We start from the raw sequence: 19,102 nt of genomic DNA on the forward strand, positions 1-19,102 counted from the left end.
TCCCGTTTCGATTGAAACCATCAACTTATTCTAGGCTCAAGACTCATCGCCAGTATATGACCAAATACTAGATGCGATCCCTGAATCGCCAGTTCCAATCAGAGTTGATTGACCCACTTTCTGACCACATTGCCTTTGCCGTGCGGACTTGAGCCATAGATGCGCTCCCAAACCGAGCAGAAACTTGGCTTCACTGTTTCTTCAACAGTAATCCGGCATTTGATTTAGCCAATTTACGAAGAATCAGATTGAGACGTGGAGACAGTGATCTGCCGCATTCGAGCCGTATTATTTTTACACGCTAAAGGTGTAAATAGGTGCGCACTTTATTTTCGTTAACGATTTCAGCGGCTTAATAACCGCAAACTTGTCAGTCGAAAACTGAATTGTCAATTGTTTTGGCAGGTGAAGGCGTTTGCGTTGGTTCAGCATTCAACGCAGTGCGAATTCGCAGCTGGAATTGAAAGAATGGCTGCCCGTATCACCTGAAACTACCGGAAATAAAGTCGGGATAATCCCCGAGTGCATTTCTAACGACATGGCAATTCCTGGTTGCAAATTAAGTAGTTAGGGATCGGAACTTTGAAGAAAAACATCACAAACATCACACCCGCATATCAGTCATCATATCTGCTGCGGGGAGGGCGTATGACAAAACACAAGGGTCAGGTGGCCAGTTTTGCACCGTTACTTGGGCGACTAGGCAGACATGCCGCATCAGGTGTGCTTGGCTTGGCTCTTATTTTTGGCGGTGGAACTGCTCATGCAGGTGTTTGCTCGGGGACCGCTACCCCTGGTAGTTTTCTCTGTAACGGAGGAGCAAACCCCGCCTCTGATATCCCTGTCTACATCAATCGAAACGGACCAGTCATCGTAACAACCGAGGGGGGGTTCGATCTGAACATCAACAGTTATCCCAGCAACAATGCTTTTGATTTAACTGGTAGCGCGATCAACTTCACCGATGGGGTCGCTTCAACAATCACGGCCTTGGGCTCGAACTCCAATGGAATAGATGCGGATGTTCAACTTGGTTTTTCAGGCGATATTCAGATTACTTCAAATGGCATTATCAGGGCTGGACGCGCAGGGATCTTTGTAAGGCAAGGAGGGTCCGGGGGAGTTCGGATAAACACCAGAGATGTGACCGGTCAAAACACCCACGGAATCTTCACGAGGACAGACACTGGAGGAACCGGTGACGTGGAAATAAGTGCAGGAGAAGTCAACAGCCGACTGGCCGGTATTCGCTTGGTTCATTTCGGAGGTGGTGATGTCCGGATTGATGCCGGGATCATTAACAGCACAAACGGAGAAGGCATAAGCGCGATTTCTCTTGCAACCACCGACTATGACATGACGGTTACCGCACTTGGCTTGATAACCAGCGGAGGACCGGGAATTGCCGCACGACACAATGGTACCGGGACCTTGGCGATCACGGTTCTGGGTTCGATCGATAGCCAAGGTGGGGCTGCAATCGCTGCTGATACCTTAGCCGGACAATTGTCTACGATCGACATTCTAAGTGGTGCGACGGTTGTTTCGCGCTCCGGTCAGGCGATCACGAACAATGAAGGCGACAGCCGGGTGACGGTTGAGAACGGATCTATCGTTCTTGGTGATGTTGTGCTGGGCGGCGGCCGGGATGAGCTGATAGTTGAAGGGGCTGCGGATATCAGTGTACCGTCGCGCATTGACGGCGGCGACGGTACCGAAGATCACCTGACGCTATCGGGGGTATCGGGCCGATTTGACTTCGATCCGTTTATGAACTGGGAACACCTGACGCTAAGCAATGATTCCGATTTGGGAATAACCTCATTCTTCGCCAATCAGTTTGACACGATTGAGATTGACAGTGGTGCGATCATGAATGTGTTGCCCGGATCAGTCATTGAGAGTGATCTGACTGTTCAAGCAACTGGCAACCTACGGGCACAAGCAGGATATGTGACCCGATATCTTTTGGACGGCAGTGTTTTAAATGACGGGTTGATCTCGGTTTCTGACACCGTTGCCGGTGACGAGTTGTTCTTTGGCCGGAATCTGTCAGGCAGCGGTACAATTGAACTGGATGTGAATTTCACCAACGGAGCAAACGATTTCGTGCAGGTGGACGGTGACAGCGCAGGGGCCAGTCAAGGCTTAGGGGTGCAAAAGATAGGCAGCGGCAATGGTCGTTTACAGGAGTTCACGCTTGTCAGAGTGTCGGGCTCCAGCACTGAAACCGATTTTCGCCTTGTTGATGCGGATTTCGTCACAAATAGCGGCGCACAGGCGATCAGTGATGGCACCATTTCCTACGTACTGGAATACGATGCCGCCGCCGGAGCATTCGTTCTGACGCCATTTACCCGCCCGGGAACACCTGGTGGTGTGAATGGCAATCCTGGTGGAGATTTCCTGGCTGCAAGTGCCCAGCAAGCGAGCGATCACATGGCCTTTTCAAGTGCATTGCAGCGTGTTCGGATTGCAACGCGAAGCAGCGGCACTGAAGCCAATACGGTCAGTCGCTCGCTTAACAAACTGACATCGACCACGCGACCCTTGGTCTGGGTTCAGGCCGAGGGGCAGCGTGACCACTACGAATCCGGTGGCCGGGATGTAACAACCAACAGCGGCGGCTTGCGATTTGGCGCCGGTCTGCCCTTGGGTGAAGTCGCGGGTGGGCAAGTGTTTGGTGGGCTCGAGTTTGGTGTAAGCAGCCTATCAACCGACATAAGCACTTCTTTGACCAGTGCCGATGTCTCGACCGACGCCTATGACGCGACACTCAGCGCGCTTTGGGTTGCGGATAGTCTGCTCTATGTCGACGGTCAGCTTCGCTATGGGTATTTTGATAGCACCACTCGCCCCAACGGGGGCGAGTCTGTGGACACCGACAGCAGCGGGTACGGGATATCTGTCGAGATCGGTAAACCATTTGCGATGCAAAACGGGCTGACGCTCATTCCGCAATTACAGCTGATGTACAGCGATATTGACATGGACGATGTTGCGGATCTGGCAGGCGGTGGTCAAACCGGCTCATTGGTAGATGGTGATACTCTAACAGCGCGGTTCGGGATGCGTGCAGAGCGCGCTTTTTCAGACTACTCAGTTCTCTATGGTCAGATCGACTATTATCACGCATTCGACGATGAAACCTCGGTGGCCTTCGGCCAGAACACGGTGCTGACGGAGCGTGGCCAGAACGCCGTCGCGCTGGCCCTTGGCGGCAATATCGAACTGTCAAGCCGAACGCGCGTGTTTGGCGAACTTATTGCCGAAACCGGACTGGGCGGCAGTTCTGACGACTACGCCTTTGGCGGAAACATTGGCTTTGAGTTCAGGTTTTGAAAACTAGCTAATGCAACCTCACCCATCACAGCGAACCTTAACAGGAACTAAATGGGGGCGATCACTACGCAAATGAGGTTCTTCATGACGTGAGTCTATCGTTTCAATCTATGCCTCCCCCCTCCTGCATTGATGTGAAACGTCAAACCGCGACGCGCTTGGAACCCGCAGTTTTCGACGTGCCCTTAGCGGGCCTCCACTCCGATCCCTGGCTCGCTAAACTGCCGTCGCAGCTCGCAACAGCTGCGGCGGCTTTTTTCGGTAGAGTTTGAGGAAAGCGAACGGGTTGTGTCGCAAACTTTGGCGTTGATCAGAGCTACCCCTCTGATTGGGTGGATTTATCCGGCGAGCTCTGCAAATTGACGGAATCCGCTTGTCGAAGGCCCAAGCTGGCCCTTGCGGATCATGTGGGCGGTCTCGATCCCTGCAAGTGTCGCTGCAGCTGAGACGAAGCTTTTGAAGCCGAGCATCGGCCTCATGAGTCGCTTGATGAACCGGTGATCCTGCTCGATATTGTTGTTAAGGCATTTCGACCTGACGGTGTCGATCTTAACCGGCATCTGCAACCGCTTGAAGATCTTGTTCACGTCCTTGATCCCGGCCGCGTTGCTCCTGCTTTTGTCAATGGTGATCTGCTTCGGTATTCCTTTGATGCACAAAGCACTGGCGAAGAATCTCAATGCAGACTTGGCGTCTCGCTTCTCGGAAAGCATGAAATCAAGGGTTTGCCCGTCGCGATCGACGGCACGGTACAGGTACACCCATTCACCGCGAACTTTGATATAGGTCTCATCCATGCGCCTAGATTCCGCCGTGTTGGCCTTCCGTTTCTGAGCCGCGCAAGCTGTCACTGTACCCTAATAAATCAGAACTTACGGATTCACGGCGTTCTGGGGCGTTTTTGTACCCTTAATTGCAATTTATCCGCAGGTTCCTTGGCTTATGACTTGACCCCACTTGAGTGCTTCCAGATTGCATCGGCGCGTGTCAGAAGCGCTTGACGATTTGCCTCTGCTCCGAGCTCTGAGATGGCCTGACGAGCGGCCTGCAAAGCGCTCTCCGACACTCTTGGGCGGCACAATCCAAGTGTTTCATGCCCGGTTGGATGCCCTGTTTCACCCAGTTCAGGAAGCGGTCGACCGAGGTCCTGCGACAATCCACGGATCCGCTCGATCATCTGACGATGTTCAGGAAAGACGCGGCTCAACTCCCGGGCCGCCAGGTCGTTTCCTCGCAGTATGATGGCGGCACCCAACAAGGGACGGGTCGTGCCGATACCGACCGCAGCAAGCGCCAGTAGCCTATCGCGCTTGTTCCCAGAGGTGAGCGACCAAAGACGCCCGATCTTCAGCACCGACATGACTTGCAGGGTCAGACTGATCCGGCGCAACCGCGCGAGATCGGTCGTGGTAGCAGCCGTCTTCAGAACTTCCGCGCCACGCAAAGCGCGGGCATGAAGTCTGCCTGATACATCTTTGGCTGGATACTTGGCTGCCAGGACCTGGCCGCAGATTTCACAGGTCATCGACCATGCCAAGCGCCAATGGCGAAGTACAAGATCGGGTGATTTAGCAACACACCCCGGGCAATATTGGAAGTCATGCCGGGACACGTATTTCACGTCATGCTGCATTGTATCCGGAAGAGCCATGCTGACGATTTCACCCGGGGACCGCTGAACCGCCCCGCATAGCATGGCCCAGTTCGCCGTCCGCAGATCGCTTGCACATTCCGGCACCCTGCCCTGCCCAATACCCAGATAGCCACAAAGCTCTTCAACCGAACAATGATTGGCCTTCGCCAAGCGACCCATCCAGGTTCTGTCGCAAACTTTTTGGATGGCAGAACATCAGTGGAATTGATTAGCAGTTTACCCCGCCAGTTGGGCGAACTGCTGAAACGGACGGAGTTTGGGTGTGAATTGACCTTTGCGGATCATGTTGACCAGTTCTATGCCTGCCAGGACAGATGCGGCTGAAGCGAAAGATTTGAAGCCCAGCATGGGTCTGATCCTTCGTTTGATGAAGCGGTGATCCTGTTCAATGATGTTGTTGAGGTATTTCCGCCTGACCATATCGATCGGGATCGGACAACCAAAGCCTTTCAACATCTTGTTGATCGCCTTGATGCCAGCAGTATTGGCACCACTTTTGTCGATGACGATCTTGCGTGGCAATCCGTTCAACTCGAGAGCGCGGGCGAAGAACCTCGTCGCAGCGGCTTTGTTCCGGCGCTCGGACAACATGAAATCCAGGTCTTGCCGTGTTTGTCGATCGCTCGGTAAAGATAAACCCATTCGCCTTTTACTTTCACATAGGTTTCATCCATGCGCCACGAACGGTCTGCGGGACGCTTTCTATACCGCCCTGTTTCAGCAAGGGGACCTGCATATCGACTGACCCAACGGTTTAGCGTCGTATGATCCAGATCAACGCCACGTTCCGCCACGATTTCTTCCAGATCCCGGTATGAAACACCGTAGCGGAGATAGAAGAAAACCGCGTGAAGGATCACGTCTTTCGGAAAATGCGCGCCCTTAAATGAGATCTTCACGGCCTGCTCCTGTCGTGTTCCAGCACGCGCTACCAGAAATGCAGTCGAACTGACAGGTGGGGGCGAAGTTTGCGGCAGAACCCACGTAAACGTTTGCCTCAGCGACATTAGCATTTACCCAAATTCCTCTAGCGAGCACCTCCAAAGGATCTTGAATCCATAATGATCATTTATTCCTCATTTTGATCATTACCTTGACAGTAGTAGAATTCGCCTCTGCGAACCAATCCAGTCAGCTCTTTGATTTTTTTGACGACGAGACCGACCTATCCCGGTCTCGTCACAGGACTAACCCAGATGGTTGCCAATCTGGTCGATCAGGTTTTGAGCCTCATCAACTGAAATTTCCCTCCCGCGTATCCTGAGGCGGAGTTCCCCAGATGTCACCTCGGCCTGAATTGTGCCGCCTGTGGGAATGATAACCGGTGTCAAGCGTTGCACCTGCTGCGGGCGCCCGCCGCGCGATTTTGCTTTTTCCGCGTCCGGCACGCCCTTGATCGCAGCTTCAAGCAGACCCCATTCGGATTTGGAATCCAACGGGCCGGCGCCAGCCAATGCCTGGCGCAATCTGGTTTGTGCCCCGTCCCGCAATGCCGAAGCAAGCTTGAGCCCGGCCTTTTCTGACAACGACACGGGATGCTGCAGCAAATCCCCCAACGCTTCATGCACCATAGCAAAGCTACGGACCTTGGACCGTTTGGCTTTGGACGCTGCAGCAAAAAGCACATCGACAGCGGCCTCGGTTGAAGCAAAAACCCCCTGCCCCGCCGCCAGAACCGCGACGCGCCCGCGTTCATAAGGGCTGAGGTTCGAGCGCAACTCATTCTCTTCCACCATCGAGACGTAAGCGCCCTGCCCTGTTCCAGCCTCACGGACAAATGCAGGAATCTCGATGAACCGAGCATCACTTTGGGACAGCCGCTTGAAGGCCTCCAGACGCCGATAGCCCGAGATCAGGCCAAAACTGTCACCGACCCGGCTCACCTCGATTGGCGTTCTCAAGCCGTGAACGCGCAGCGATTCCAACAGTTCCGCCATGGCTTCTTCGTCTTCAACCATCCGGTCACGGCGGATGAAATCCGGATCAATCTGATCCAGCGATATTTTTTCCGCAATCAAACCGGCGGTTTGTGCATCGCGCCATCGAGCTGCATCACCTTGGTCCTGGGCCAAAGCGACTCTGTCTGTCACGGACGCCATGCCACCCAAGGTAGCGGCCTCCGCCGCAACCTGAGCTATTGGAGGTGCGGACGAGCTTGCTTCAAACGGGCTGATCGACGGTTTCGCGGCGAAACCCGCTTCAAGCTGTTCGAGCTCTGTTGTGTCCGGTGCGGTCAGTCTTCTGCGTTTAGCCATCTGCCTCTCCTCCCATCTGAGCGTCGCGCCACCAGCAACCGATCAGAACCTCTTTGAATTCTGCGTAAGTCCGGTCAAACGTTTCCCGACCCCGAACATACGTATCCCGGTTAAAATCACGGTAGTCGGCTTCGTAGATCCCATTCACCTGCTCACCAGCCTGCCCGACCAAAGCAGTATAGTCCTGCCGGTAGGCATTCATGAAATCCCCGAAATAGGCCTGAATTACGTTCGCCATGTCTGTTTGCTGACTGGCATCAAACCGGGTGATGATTGCGCGTACAACATCCCATTCGAACTTGAGCTCAGGCAAGCCAGCTGCGCGTTGTGCCGTGTTTTCACCATCCTCGATACTGGCGAAGGTCGTATAGAGCATGTCGAAGAACCGACCCGTTGAATCAAACTCCAGAAACGAAGCTCCAAGCGGAACCAGAAGGATATCTGCAGCAGCCAGTGCATTGATCGTAAGGTACCCAAGTGCAGGAGGCGTATCGAGAAAGACGATGTCATAATCGTTGAGGATACCTTCATCTTCGAGGAAATTGGTCAGGCCGTCCCACAAAGGCCAACTTCTCAGCCCCATCCTCCACACTGGGATCTGGAACTCGGCCCAGTAAAGGTTCAACTGCGCACCTATCAGATCAATATTTGGCCAATGGGTGTTCTGAATTACATCGCCAGGGGTCGTTTTAAGCGCCTCTTGCAAGGTCTCATCCAATGGAATTTCAGGTTGACCCGCCGCATTGCGCACGCGGTTTTCCTCCTGCACCGCCCGAGCATAGTCCTTCGCGATCAAGGGGAACACAGTTTGCCATTCATCTGCGACGGACCCGCCAAGGATCGACGTCATGGATCCTTGGCTGTCGAGGTCGATTACCAGAACCTTGTACCCGTCCAAGGCGGCGGACATGGCCAGATGGGCGGCGGTCGAGGTTTTTCCAACACCGCCTTTGAAATTTGCAACGGAAACAACCTTTGCCGGAAGCCCTTCAGGCCGGTAGGGAAGATACTCCTTCGTGCTGACGCCTTCAGCCGCAAAATGCTGGCGCAAGGTCAGGACCTCTTCCAAAGTGAACCATTTTGAACCGGCTTCTCCTTCGCCTTGAGGAAGATCAGGATGTGCTTTGAGGACACGGCGGAGATGCGCAGGTGCAACCGGAATTAGGTACTTAGTTATTTCCCAAATTGAAAACCTACGCAGCCGCTTTTCCCCATCAGGAGCATAACCTCGGCGAGCAAGATCCTCACGGCCTTTGGCGCAGAATGCCGCTGCTTTTGCGAATCGAGAGGTTCCTATAGGATCAGGTAACTTCCCGGCCGCTGTTGCGGGATCAAGATTCAGATATGGCGGTAGCGGAGGTTGGTTTGATTTGTTCACTGTCGTTGCCTCAGAAGATGTTCGCCTTAGCGGCGTATATTTAGGAATGTAGCGAACATTATCTTCTAAAGCTATCCTGCGATCGGAAGTTTTCCACAGTTTTTGCGCGCAAGGCTGGGTTTCGCCACGAAACTCTAGAAAAATGAGAGAGCACGCCAACAAAGAGTTTATTATTTATAGAGTCTTTAAGAGATTTAGATTAAGAATATGATAATTATAACAACAAGTTAGATCACATTAGGGACCCATTTACAGTTCCTAGGGCATCCGATTCCGGGATCAAAGGTGCCCAGATACGGGACCAAGAGAACCATTCGACAGGAACAAGGGCACCGATTCGCAGGGACGTGGATCTTCGACGCTATTAGACACTTACAAAGCCGTTTCTAGTACGTTCGATCCTGTCTGAGTCGTTCTTATGACGGGCTCGCGATGATGGGTCTGGGGATAAGTTTCGGTATATCTGTTTAGGGTACCCGTTTTCGGGATGAGCCAGATCCTGTATTTGGGCACCTAATAGAAGTTGATTGATAGGTACCTTTCATGGCAGAAATGCAAAAAAGAGCAGTCAGGCAGAATCATGCCGGAAACACAAATAGACATGGATCACCTATCCGGAGCCTTGCGAAGGGAAACGGTGAAAAAGAACGTCGCCGCGATTCATATCAGCGGTAAGTTGACATTGCTTCAGCGAAAGCTGTCGAATGTCCTGCTTCTCAATGCCTATGATGCGCTGACATCTGCACAGACCCATACCATCGATGCACGAACTCTGGCGATGATGGTCGGCTATAACTCGAACGATTTTGATACCTTGCGTGCAAGCCTGCGCGCCCTGGCCGAGACTGTCGCTGAATGGGACATGTTGGATGAGCAGGGGCGTCAGGAATGGGGTGTTTCCTCTCTGCTGAGTTTTGCCAAGCTCAAGAATGGTGTTTGTGAATATGCCTACTCACCGGCGCTGGCGCAGAAGCTGTATGATCCCAAAATCTATGCGCTGATCAACGTTCAGATTCAGCGCAACTTTTGTTCTGGGCACGGATTGGCACTGTATGAAAACTGCTATCGCTTTGTCCGCATCGGGTCGACAGGTTGGTGGGCCTTGGACGTTTTTCGAAAGCTCATGGGTGTAGATGGCAGCGACTATTATACCAGCTTTAAACATCTCAACGCTAAGATCATCAAGCCGGCGGTTGCCGAGGTGAACAAAAGCTCGGACATTCTGATCGAACCCGAGTTCCAAAAGAAAGGCCGGACGGTCACTGATATTCGCTTTCGGATTAAGGGAAACCCGCAAAAGGCGATGTTCGAAATTGATGACAGCGACGGTGCTCGGAATATGCAGGTGTACACGAAGCTACGTGATCAAGGGGTCTCGGACCGTTTGGCCCGACAGTGGATTTCCGAACATGGTGAAGACTACGTCGCGCAGAAACTTGATTACGTAAGGCAAAAGGGCGGAGTGAAATCCACATTGGGCTATCTGTCGGCCGCATTGCGCGATGACTATCAGCCACCTGAACCGGAACAGCCAGCGAAACCCAGCCCCGAAGCACTGGTAGAAGCGCAGGCGAGGCAGGCCCAAGTGGCGGTTGAAGACAAAGCCTATGCCGAACGGGTAGCCGAGCGGGAGGAGCGGGCGCGGAAACTCTCGATCGTAGAAGAGCTGGTTTCGCGGCGAAACCCGACACAGAGGGACGCAGATAAAAGACTGTTTCTTGCCGGTCTAGACAACGACCTGGACCGCGAGCATTTCCGAGCGCATGCGTGGCGCTCGGGGCTGAATGCAACCGCAATCTTCGAATTCTGGCAAGAGCTAGAGCCAGACGCTTTCGACTGATCGCGGTAAGGGCAGGGGGGTGCACACCCTGTAGCAGATTATTGTTTTTTGAACGCAGATTTCAGTGCATCTGCAAGTGCCCCCTGCTGCGCATTATTGCCGTTTTTTGCGCGTTGTGTTTCTTTTTGTTTTGTATGGCTTTGCCGCGTTTGGTCGCTGCTTTGAACGCGCTTTTGCCGGGTTTCAATGCCACCATCCTTGCGCATCGTCAGACCGATGCGTTTTCGTGGCGCATCCACCTCGACGACCCGTACCTTAACTACCTGGCCCGCTTTGACGACATCATGGGGATCTTTGACAAACCGATCTGCTAGTTGGCTGATATGCACCAACCCGTCCTGATGAACACCGATATCAACAAAAGCACCGAATGCCGCAACATTGGTAACTGTGCCCTCCAGGGTCATTCCAGGTTTCAAATCGCTGATCTCTTCCACGCCATCAGCGAACGAGGCAGTTTTGAAATGTGGCCGGGGATCACGACCGGGTTTTTCAAGCTCGGAGAATATGTCCTGAACCGTGGGCAGGCCAAAACTGTCGTTAACAAACTGTTCGGCGCGCAGGCCTTTCAGGGCGCCTTCATTCCCCAGGATTTGCCGAATATCCCGCCCACATGCGGCGACAACGCGTCGGGCCACGGAATAAGCCTCGGGGTGCACGGAAGACGCATCAAGGGGCTCGGCCCCATCGCGTATTCTCAAAAAACCCGCGCATTGTTCGAACGCGCGGGGACCAAGGCGCGCCACCTTCAGCAACTCTGAACGAGATTGAAAGGCACCATTCATGTCGCGGTGCAACACGATGGATTCTGCCAGCCCCGGGCCCAACCCGGACACATGCGACAGCAATGGGGCAGAAGCAGTATTCAGATCAACCCCGACAGCATTCACAACGTCTTCAATGACAGATGCCAATGATTGCGAAAGCTTATATTGATCCACATCGTGCTGATATTGCCCGACCCCGATGGATTTGGGTTCGATCTTGACCAGTTCCGCCAAGGGGTCCTGTAAACGACGGGCGATTGAAACTGCGCCCCTAAGGGAAACATCCAGGTCCGGGAACTCTCGGGCGGCCAGTTCGGATGCGGAATAGACCGATGCTCCGGCTTCCGAGACCACGACTTTGGTGGGAGGAGTGACGGTTTTGGGCAAATCTCCGAGCGTGTCGCCGACCAGCTTTTCGGTTTCGCGGCTGGCTGTTCCGTTGCCGATTGCAACAAGCTCAATGCCGTGCTGGGCGATCAGGCGCAGGATTGTGGCCTGCGCGCCTCGAAGGTCATTCTTGGGTTGGAACGGGTAAATTGTTTCAGTTGCAACCACTTTGCCAGTTGCATCGACAACCGCTGCTTTGACACCTGTTCGTATTCCAGGGTCCAGCCCCAAGGTTGGGCGGGCGCCAGCTGGCGCAGAGAATAGTAAGTCTTTGAGATTGCGAGAGAAAACGGAAATCGCCTCGTCCTGGGCACGGCTGCGAAGGTCGGCCATCAGGTCAACCATCATCGTCAGCGAGAGCTTTACCCTCCAGGTCCAACCGGCCACCTTGCGTAACCAAGTATCGGCAGTTGAATCCGTGCGGGTTAGCAGATGTGATGCGACGATCGCTTCCGCCCGAGCAGCGCCGGTCTCGGGGTCCGGCGCGATGTCCAATGTCACGATGCCCTCTTTTGAAGCGCGAAGCATCGCCAAAGCCCGATGAGACGGCGTTTTGGCCCACAGCTCGGAATGGTCGAAATAGTCACTGAATTTCGCGCCATCCTGTTGTTTGCCATCAATCACCTTCGAGGTCAGCAGCGCCTCGCGCTGCATGAAGCTGCGCAGTTCGCCTAACAGGGTGGCGTTTTCGGTTAGTCGTTCGGTGACAATGTCGCGGGCACCGTTCAGGGCATCCTTGCCGGTCGGAACGGCCTCGGACAGGTAGGATTGAGCAAGGGTATCGGGATCGACAGACCGGTCTGCAAGAATTGCGTCAGCCAGAGGTTCCAACCCGTTCTCGCGTGCGATCATTGCCTTGGTGCGCCGCTTGGGTTTGTAGGGCAGGTAGATGTCTTCCAGCTGTGCTTTGGTGTCAGCCAGCGCAATGGAATTTGCAAGATCGACTGTCAGCTTGCCTTGATCCTTGATCGAATTCAGGATGGTTGCGCGACGGGCGTCCAATTCGCGCAGATAGGTCAGGCGTTCTGACAGGGTGCGCAGTTGGGTATCGTCCAAACCACCTGTCGCTTCTTTGCGGTAGCGCGCAACAAAGGGCACAGTCGCGCCTTCGTCCAACAATTTTACTGCGGCCCCTACCTGATCGGGTCGGGCGTTGATCTCGGTGGCGATGGTGCGGGCGATGCGGTCCAATGGGGCCTCCTGACAGTCGTTCGGAGAGACTTCTTAGCCAGCTGCTTTGCTGAGGGGAAGGGGGCTAAATCTGTTGGGCCAACTCTTGCAGATCGTCATAGAGGGTTTTGGTAATCTCAACATATCCGCGTTCGATGTTGCGGGCTCGGGCGGCAAACCGGCGTTGCGATGGCAGGCGCGCGCCCTGATCGGTGATGTCAGCGAACAGGCGTTCTGCCCTTGCATCATTCGGGTCTATGCGGCCACCGCTGAAATGCCTCGGATCGAAGGCCAGAAGGATTTCACCATGATAGGGGGCGCCGCCTGAGTTGCCGGCAAACTCCATGCTTTCCAGACTGGTCAGGTCGTCGATCAACGGACCGGCCAAGAGTTCGATCATGATGGACAGGGCCGAACCCTTGTAGCTGCCGAAGGTCAACATCGCACCCTCCATCGCAGCCTGCGGATCGTTGGTTGGGTTGCCGTCCTTATCGATTGCTACGCCATCGGGCAGGGGCTTGCCTGCGCGGCGATAGAGTTCGATTTCGCCACGGGCAAAGGCGCTTGTTGCGAAGTCAAAGGTGAAGGGATCCTTGCCCTGTCGCGGCCAGCTGAAGGCCAGCGGGTTGGTGCCCAACGAACCGCGGGTGCCGCCGGCAGGGGCAACCCAGGAATGGCTTGGTACCATCGCCATCGCCGCAAGGCCGGCAGCAGATAGCCGCTCCACTTCGGGCCAGAGGGCAGAGAAATGAAAACAGCGATTGATGGCCATGGCTGCAATACCATGGGTTCGGGTTTTCTCGATCAGAATTGGCAGTGCCTCATGAAATGCCAGCAGGGACATACCCCCGCGAGCATCGACCCGAACGATGGCGTTATCCGATTGGGTAATGGCTGGCGCGACATTTCCGTCAATCTTGCCTGCCTTCATGGTGTCATTGCACATGAACAGTCGGAACAGGCCGTGCGACTGGCAATCATCAATCTGACAGGTGACCAGCATATCCGCGATGGCCGCTGCATGGTCCGGCCCGTATCCGGATCCGGACAGGATGGTCAGGCTTAGGTTTCGTATCTCATCCAGTGTCAGCTTGACCGCTTCGCTCATCTGCCATGTCTCCCATTGCGTTGGCAGAAGAAGGCATAGCTTGGTCTGACTGGCAAGGAGAACCCTTGGCAATTTGCCATTCATTTATGGTTAATACCGTATTGGATTGGTCTAATAATGCAATATGTGAATAAGTTAACAGAAGTTCCCAGGCCTTTTGTACTCAATCGAAAGTTGTGGTGGCGGCACAGCGACTCAAGTTGATTTTTCAGATCAGCAGAGGTCGCACCCTGCGTGGCGCCCTACAAAATTTTCAGAAGTTTTTTGGATGGGGAATTTTATGCATAGTCCTTATGATCGTGACCGAGTGATCTGCTTGGAGTTTACACCGCGCCTTTTGTCCGAATTTCGCAGCATAGTTGAAAGGTCTATGGGATACCGCGTGTCGAACGATGCAGAAAGCACAGGCATTTCTTACCATGAAAAAGCAATCGTTGTACGTCAGTGCCTGAAGCGTTTTGTGCCGGCCAACGCCCCAAAACCTGCCGGGTCGCATAAGCGCCAGCATAGTTTTGCACTGATCAACCTGGGTTTGTCGACGGCGCGTGCCGAAGTATATTCGCAAGGATACAGCGACTATATTGCCTATCCATTTGTCACCAGCGAAATCCAGCACAGATTCAGTGCGGCGCGAGCATTGATGAAACAGGATGTCTCTGCCGAGTACTTTTCAAAAGATACGTTGGTCAATGCTGCTTGTAATTTCCTTTCTACCGAGCCCGAATTTGCAGGCGGCATTGACGCCTTGGCGCAAGTGGTCGGGTCAAACCGGAACACCTTGTCCAAGCGCTTCAAGGAAGAGTTCGGTGTTGGCCCCATGGCTTGGTTTCGGCGCTACAGGTTGAACTATGCAGCGGCCCTGGTTCTTGAGGGGCAGCACAGCATTCAGGACATCGCCTTCAAGGTTGGCTACGAGGATGCGAATAACTTTTCGACCGCGTTCAAACGGGAATTCGACGTCTCGCCGTCGGAGTATCGGCGCTATCGCAATTCGATGAATTAAGCCTCACCCAAAACACGTCCTGGATGAGCATGCTCCTGCGCGCGCGAGGCTGGCCAAAATGTGCACCGGTTACCGCGGGCAGGGGTCTAACAGTGCAAAGATCAAAGGAAATGATGATTCCTGCAAAGATCGAATTACAGAGTTCTCAGCTAGCATTGATTCACGATTTCGTCGTTCTCGACAAGAACCGCTAATGGAAGGAATCTGAAATTGGTTACCGAAAATATTCAACTCAGATTGGTCAATCACTCGGATGATGCCAATAATTCATCGATCGTTATTTTCCAGCAAAACGTGGCCGAAGATTTCGGCGAACTCGCTATCGCGTGGAAAGTCATCAAAAACCTGGGGCGGCTGGATTATCACCCCTTCAAATACCCGCTGAAATTCATGGTTTCGGCCTCGGACAGTTATGGGAACTATACGCCGCAGATGACGGCCTATGACGGTCAGGCCTATGAAATGGTCAAAGACACCAGCGGAGATATTTTGCGCCTGGCCAAAACCCCGGCAACGTCACCGAATGAGGTCGAGCTGCGCAACAACCTGACTATGGGGTCGATCAACGCGAATATCTATCGCGAAGGCAAACTTCTGGCCGCCAAGACCAACCTTGCGCCGGGGCAGAAGGGCGTCTTTCAGTTCCACCCGACCATCTATATCGGCGTGGTGTCGCAGATCGAAGAGGGCCAGGTCATGGACTCGGCGATCATCAGTCAGATCAACACCGAGATCAATCTGTTCGGCATCCAAAGCGCTGATATCGTGATGTCGGGCGGCGGGCCTGGCAAAAACTCTACCCCCTTCGATTTCCAGCTGGCAAACATCAATGCGTAAACGCGCCCTGCGGCGAATCACGCGCCGCAGGATGCACACCGCTTGACGGAGCTATGGAAAGAGGAGGTGTGTCATGACCAAAACTGCCGACACAACAATCGCCCTAAAACGCAAACGGTCTGAGGGCGACGAAGACAGCGATCAGAAGGCTGCCGCTGATACCCCGACGCCGGTAAAGCCCGCGAATCCCAAAAAGCCGGATTCGAAACCCAAGGATGACGCGGACAAGAAAGACAGTTTGAAGCCCATCAAACAGGTTTGGCAATCTGGCGATTTCCATAAGACCGGGCGCAACAAGCCCCCCTATAACGGGCTTCAGATCTCGGTTCAGTACAAGGTGGACGATGCCGGGAAATTTGAGGACGTGGCCGTCACCTTCACGGATTTTACATATTCCAAGGACGGGGTCTCATCCGAAATTCAGGCTCTGGCGGTCAGTGATGGCTGGGTTGAGGTTCCCAAACCCGCCAAACCCAAGCCCAGCAAAGACGCCAAGGCGTCACCGTCCAAGGGCGATAAGGGTAAAACAGATTTCACAGTGGTCGGCCACGTCAAAATCAGTGGCGAGCCGGACGGAAAGTTCTTGAGGTTGCGTCTGAAATCCGGCCTGGAGCCGGGGTTTCAACAGCTTGGTTTTATCATGAGGCTGTCGCCGCCGCCGTCGAGTTCATAACACAGATTCGTCAGGGTGGCGCGATGACAACCCAACTCGTATTTGAGAACCGATCATTAAACCCCAATGTGCGCAGGGTTGGCCTGTTCTGGGACTGTTTGGATCACGACCAGCACATTAGGCCGTTAACCTGGCAGGTTGTTCTGCAATGCCCGTATCGCTGGTACCGAAGCTTTCAGATTGACCTGGCCCTGTCGGTCAGGTTCGTCACTCGCGAGGGCAATATCTCGCCCGATGTTCTGGTGGATCGCAAAGTTGTCTGTGGCGAGGCAACGATCGAACCCCGGCGCAAAGGCGACGGGATTGACCTGACCATCACGGTTCCAAAAGGGCATCGGTTGCACAAGGTGCAGGTCGTGCGCTGCGGCTTTCCCCTGACCGAAACCCGCCTGCCTTTGCAGGGAGAATGCGTGCTCCGGGCTCCGGACCGGCTGAACTTTGCGGCCGATATGACAACGCGGCAGGGTTTTCGGATCGACCGCCGGGAAATAGGTCCGGGTGTGGCCAGTTTTGATCTGCACCAGGTCCAGGCAATGCGCGTCGCCATGTATGGCGGCACGCCGGGTCCGAATTCCGATCCGATCAATTTTGTTGGTTACGACATTCAATATTCATGACGCCCAAAGCGGGCGAAACTTTGGAGGAGTGAATTGATGGTTTACAGACGTACATCCGGAATTCTGACCGACGGCGGTGCCGATCCCAAGCGTGAGGCGGACTATATTGTTGCCGCCGCCATCGTAGGTCATTCGATCGAACAGATCCGCGCCAATGTCGATGTGCAGTTTTCAATGGAACCTTCTGACGAGATGCCCAGGCCCGACAAATGGTCCCGCGAATGGGATCAGCTTCAGCAAGCCGCCCAGAAAATCGGACAGCTGGCCGCTTTGGAAATCGACATGCAGGGCCATTCGGTCAGGGCAGGGACGGCCGTCGATCATAAAACCGGCGCTGTGATCGTTGGGGTTTATGGTTTGGCCGGGCATGAGCCTCCGACCGAGGGCGATATCCGCCACCCCGAACACCACCTCAGTGACAAGGGGCAGGTGCTATATGATGAGATCAAGCAAAGGGATCGCGACCCCGCTTATCAGTATATCGGGCTGGGGGCCTATACCGGGTTTGTCGATAACGGAAATGTCGAAGGCGACACCGATCCGGTCGGTCCGATGCCAAGCGCGCGGTTCCATATCCCTGATCTGGATGCGGGCGATCATGACGACAATATTTTCGAGGGATGGTACCCTCGGTGGTTGCCGCCCGAGGATTCTGCCCTGTGGAACCCGCGCGTTCGTCGCGATACCCATGACCATGACTGCGTTGGTTGGGGCATCATTGGCGGCGATCTGGCGCAGGATGCTCCGAAGGAAGGGGAACCCGATCACGGGGCGACAAACCGGTCGGACCAGATCACCAATATCATGCGCTTTGATCAGGGTATGAATTTCGTCGATGAAAGCGGGGACGAAGGCGTTAAGGGCTATACCCACGGTATGATCCAGGCGATCTACAAGGCCTATCATCTGGGCCCGCATTGCACGCCTTATGAAATTACGGTTGGTGACTGTACCACCAAGCTGGCCTCGTGTTTTGGCTGTACGATGTTCATGACCGCCAATGGCTATCCGCCCACCTCGACCCATCTGGGGCGCGCCGAAAGCTGGGTGCCACTTTACGAGCCGTACAAGCCGTCGACCTCACCCAAAACCGAGCGGATCGTGATCAACGACCTGAACGCCAGCTTTGCTGCCTATTGCGACAAGGTTCTGCGTACTGGGATGCGCGCGCTGAGCGTCGACAATATCGCGGGTGCCTATGACCACTGCCCGGCTGCGCTGGAGCATGTTCTGGGCGGGCATTATTCTGCGGATAACCGGGTTGCGGTCTCTCTGTTTCTGGATGCCCTGACTGTTCATGACCGCGAGCTGAGCCGCGTCCGTCGCGTATTGGGTTTGGACTAAGTCACCGACAGCCCGAATTAACATATCGGAGGAGAAGACACATGGCCTTTCAGGTTTATGCACTCGTACATACCCGCTCTGGTCGGTTTCTGATGTTTCGTCGACCTATCCTGACCTTTTTCCAGCGTGGAAATGGGGGGCAAATTTTCCCCGAAGGTCAGAAACTGCAGGGCGGCGGGCGCTATGCTCTGCCATACGCTCAGGTTGATCCTGAAATCGCGATTGAGCTTTGGGAGGATGATAATTTCATTGCCGAAGCCGGCCAACAAATTCTGATTGATTGTTGCGGTGCGCTGATCGAGTTCCTTCCCCCAGAAGCGGCAGACAGGGGGCCTGTGTCAATCGAGGGCGAGCATGAGATATTGCTCGCCCCGGCGACCGAAGTCGTGACCCGTTTCGACGAAGATGGCACGCGATCCGCGGTTTATTTCGCCGAAGTGTCCGACGCGGATCTGGACCGCATTCGCGACTATATGGTTGAGGTGTTGGCCGAGGCTCGCGCGGCGATGTTGGCCGTGATTCAGGACAACCTGTATGAATACACCGAGATCGAGGCATTCTTTCCGCACGCGCCTTTTGACAACATCCATACCGGTGTTGATGTCTGGCAACTGGATATCGAGCGTCTGGAAATCAGTGGCCTGAAATCCAGCAAGCTGACCAAGGGTTCACTGCAGGCGATCAGCGAGCTTGAGGTCGTGTTGGCGGTGGAAGACGCTTAACGGGC

At 54.3% G+C, this 19,102-nt stretch carries 14 protein-coding genes and 1 pseudogene; 8 read left to right on the forward strand and 7 right to left on the reverse strand.

Annotated features, from left to right (window positions below; translation table 11 throughout):
- The first annotated feature begins 648 nt into the window (after positions 1–648).
- The gene (locus AC2FH0_RS07225; protein WP_496788938.1) at positions 649–3,342 is read left to right on the forward strand and encodes an autotransporter outer membrane beta-barrel domain-containing protein; all 2,694 of its coding nucleotides are present in this window, start codon (positions 649–651) and stop codon (positions 3,340–3,342) included.
- Positions 3,343–3,680: 338 nt separating this feature from the next.
- Here the strand turns inward: AC2FH0_RS07225 and AC2FH0_RS07230 are convergent.
- The 5 genes and pseudogenes from AC2FH0_RS07230 to AC2FH0_RS07250 all read right to left on the reverse strand — a co-directional run.
- A pseudogene (locus AC2FH0_RS07230) lies at positions 3,681–4,145 on the reverse strand (IS6 family transposase); the annotation flags it as partial.
- 137 nt (positions 4,146–4,282) lie between these two features.
- A complete protein-coding gene (locus tag AC2FH0_RS07235; protein WP_496788940.1) occupies positions 4,283–5,155 on the reverse strand; it encodes a TniQ family protein in 873 nt (290 codons plus the stop codon).
- Positions 5,156–5,212: 57 nt separating this feature from the next.
- Positions 5,213–5,895 (reverse strand): IS6 family transposase gene (locus tag AC2FH0_RS07240; protein WP_496709084.1). Its coding sequence is split into 2 segments (ribosomal slippage): positions 5,213–5,610 and positions 5,610–5,895, totalling 684 coding nucleotides; the frame shifts between segments, so codons are not numbered across the junction.
- 288 nt (positions 5,896–6,183) lie between these two features.
- A complete protein-coding gene (locus AC2FH0_RS07245) occupies positions 6,184–7,251 on the reverse strand; it encodes a ParB/RepB/Spo0J family partition protein (protein ID WP_496709085.1) in 1,068 nt (355 codons plus the stop codon).
- Entirely contained in the window at positions 7,244–8,629 is a 1,386-nt protein-coding gene (locus AC2FH0_RS07250; protein ID WP_496691397.1) for an AAA family ATPase, read from the reverse strand. Before AC2FH0_RS07250 ends, AC2FH0_RS07245 begins: the two co-directional genes overlap by 8 nt.
- Before the next feature lie 580 nt (positions 8,630–9,209).
- Between AC2FH0_RS07250 and AC2FH0_RS07255 the strand changes: the two genes are divergently transcribed.
- The gene (locus tag AC2FH0_RS07255; protein WP_496787392.1) at positions 9,210–10,469 is read left to right on the forward strand and encodes a replication initiation protein; all 1,260 of its coding nucleotides are present in this window, start codon (positions 9,210–9,212) and stop codon (positions 10,467–10,469) included.
- Positions 10,470–10,507: 38 nt separating this feature from the next.
- Here the strand turns inward: AC2FH0_RS07255 and AC2FH0_RS07260 are convergent, their stop codons facing one another.
- Both AC2FH0_RS07260 and AC2FH0_RS07265 read right to left on the reverse strand, forming a co-directional pair.
- Positions 10,508–12,814 carry a Tex family protein gene (locus AC2FH0_RS07260; protein ID WP_496788941.1) on the reverse strand — a complete coding sequence of 769 codons (2,307 nt, stop codon included), beginning with the start codon at positions 12,812–12,814 and terminating at the stop codon, positions 10,508–10,510.
- A 64-nt stretch (positions 12,815–12,878) separates the two neighbouring features.
- On the reverse strand, positions 12,879–13,901 hold the full coding sequence (locus tag AC2FH0_RS07265; RefSeq protein ID WP_496788943.1) for an Ldh family oxidoreductase: 1,023 nt from the start codon (positions 13,899–13,901) through the stop codon (positions 12,879–12,881).
- Positions 13,902–14,058: 157 nt separating this feature from the next.
- Between AC2FH0_RS07265 and AC2FH0_RS07270 the strand changes: the two genes are divergently transcribed.
- From AC2FH0_RS07270 to AC2FH0_RS07295, 6 genes are all read left to right on the forward strand, one after another.
- The gene (locus AC2FH0_RS07270) at positions 14,059–14,904 is read left to right on the forward strand and encodes a helix-turn-helix transcriptional regulator (RefSeq protein ID WP_496788944.1); all 846 of its coding nucleotides are present in this window, start codon (positions 14,059–14,061) and stop codon (positions 14,902–14,904) included.
- A gap of 210 nt (positions 14,905–15,114) precedes the next feature.
- Positions 15,115–15,741 carry a hypothetical protein gene (locus tag AC2FH0_RS07275; protein ID WP_496788945.1) on the forward strand — a complete coding sequence of 209 codons (627 nt, stop codon included), beginning with the start codon at positions 15,115–15,117 and terminating at the stop codon, positions 15,739–15,741.
- 73 nt (positions 15,742–15,814) lie between these two features.
- Positions 15,815–16,414 carry a hypothetical protein gene (locus AC2FH0_RS07280; RefSeq protein WP_142640306.1) on the forward strand — a complete coding sequence of 200 codons (600 nt, stop codon included), beginning with the start codon at positions 15,815–15,817 and terminating at the stop codon, positions 16,412–16,414.
- A 23-nt stretch (positions 16,415–16,437) separates the two neighbouring features.
- Positions 16,438–17,031, forward strand: coding sequence for a hypothetical protein (locus AC2FH0_RS07285; protein ID WP_496705314.1), 594 nt, complete (start codon positions 16,438–16,440; stop codon positions 17,029–17,031).
- A gap of 36 nt (positions 17,032–17,067) precedes the next feature.
- Positions 17,068–18,375 carry a hypothetical protein gene (locus AC2FH0_RS07290; RefSeq protein ID WP_496709090.1) on the forward strand — a complete coding sequence of 436 codons (1,308 nt, stop codon included), beginning with the start codon at positions 17,068–17,070 and terminating at the stop codon, positions 18,373–18,375.
- A gap of 41 nt (positions 18,376–18,416) precedes the next feature.
- Entirely contained in the window at positions 18,417–19,097 is a 681-nt protein-coding gene (locus tag AC2FH0_RS07295; RefSeq protein ID WP_496788947.1) for a hypothetical protein, read from the forward strand.
- Positions 19,098–19,102: the final 5 nt, after the last annotated feature.

The sequence above is a fragment of the Ruegeria sp. CDSC051 genome, from assembly GCF_059610665.1.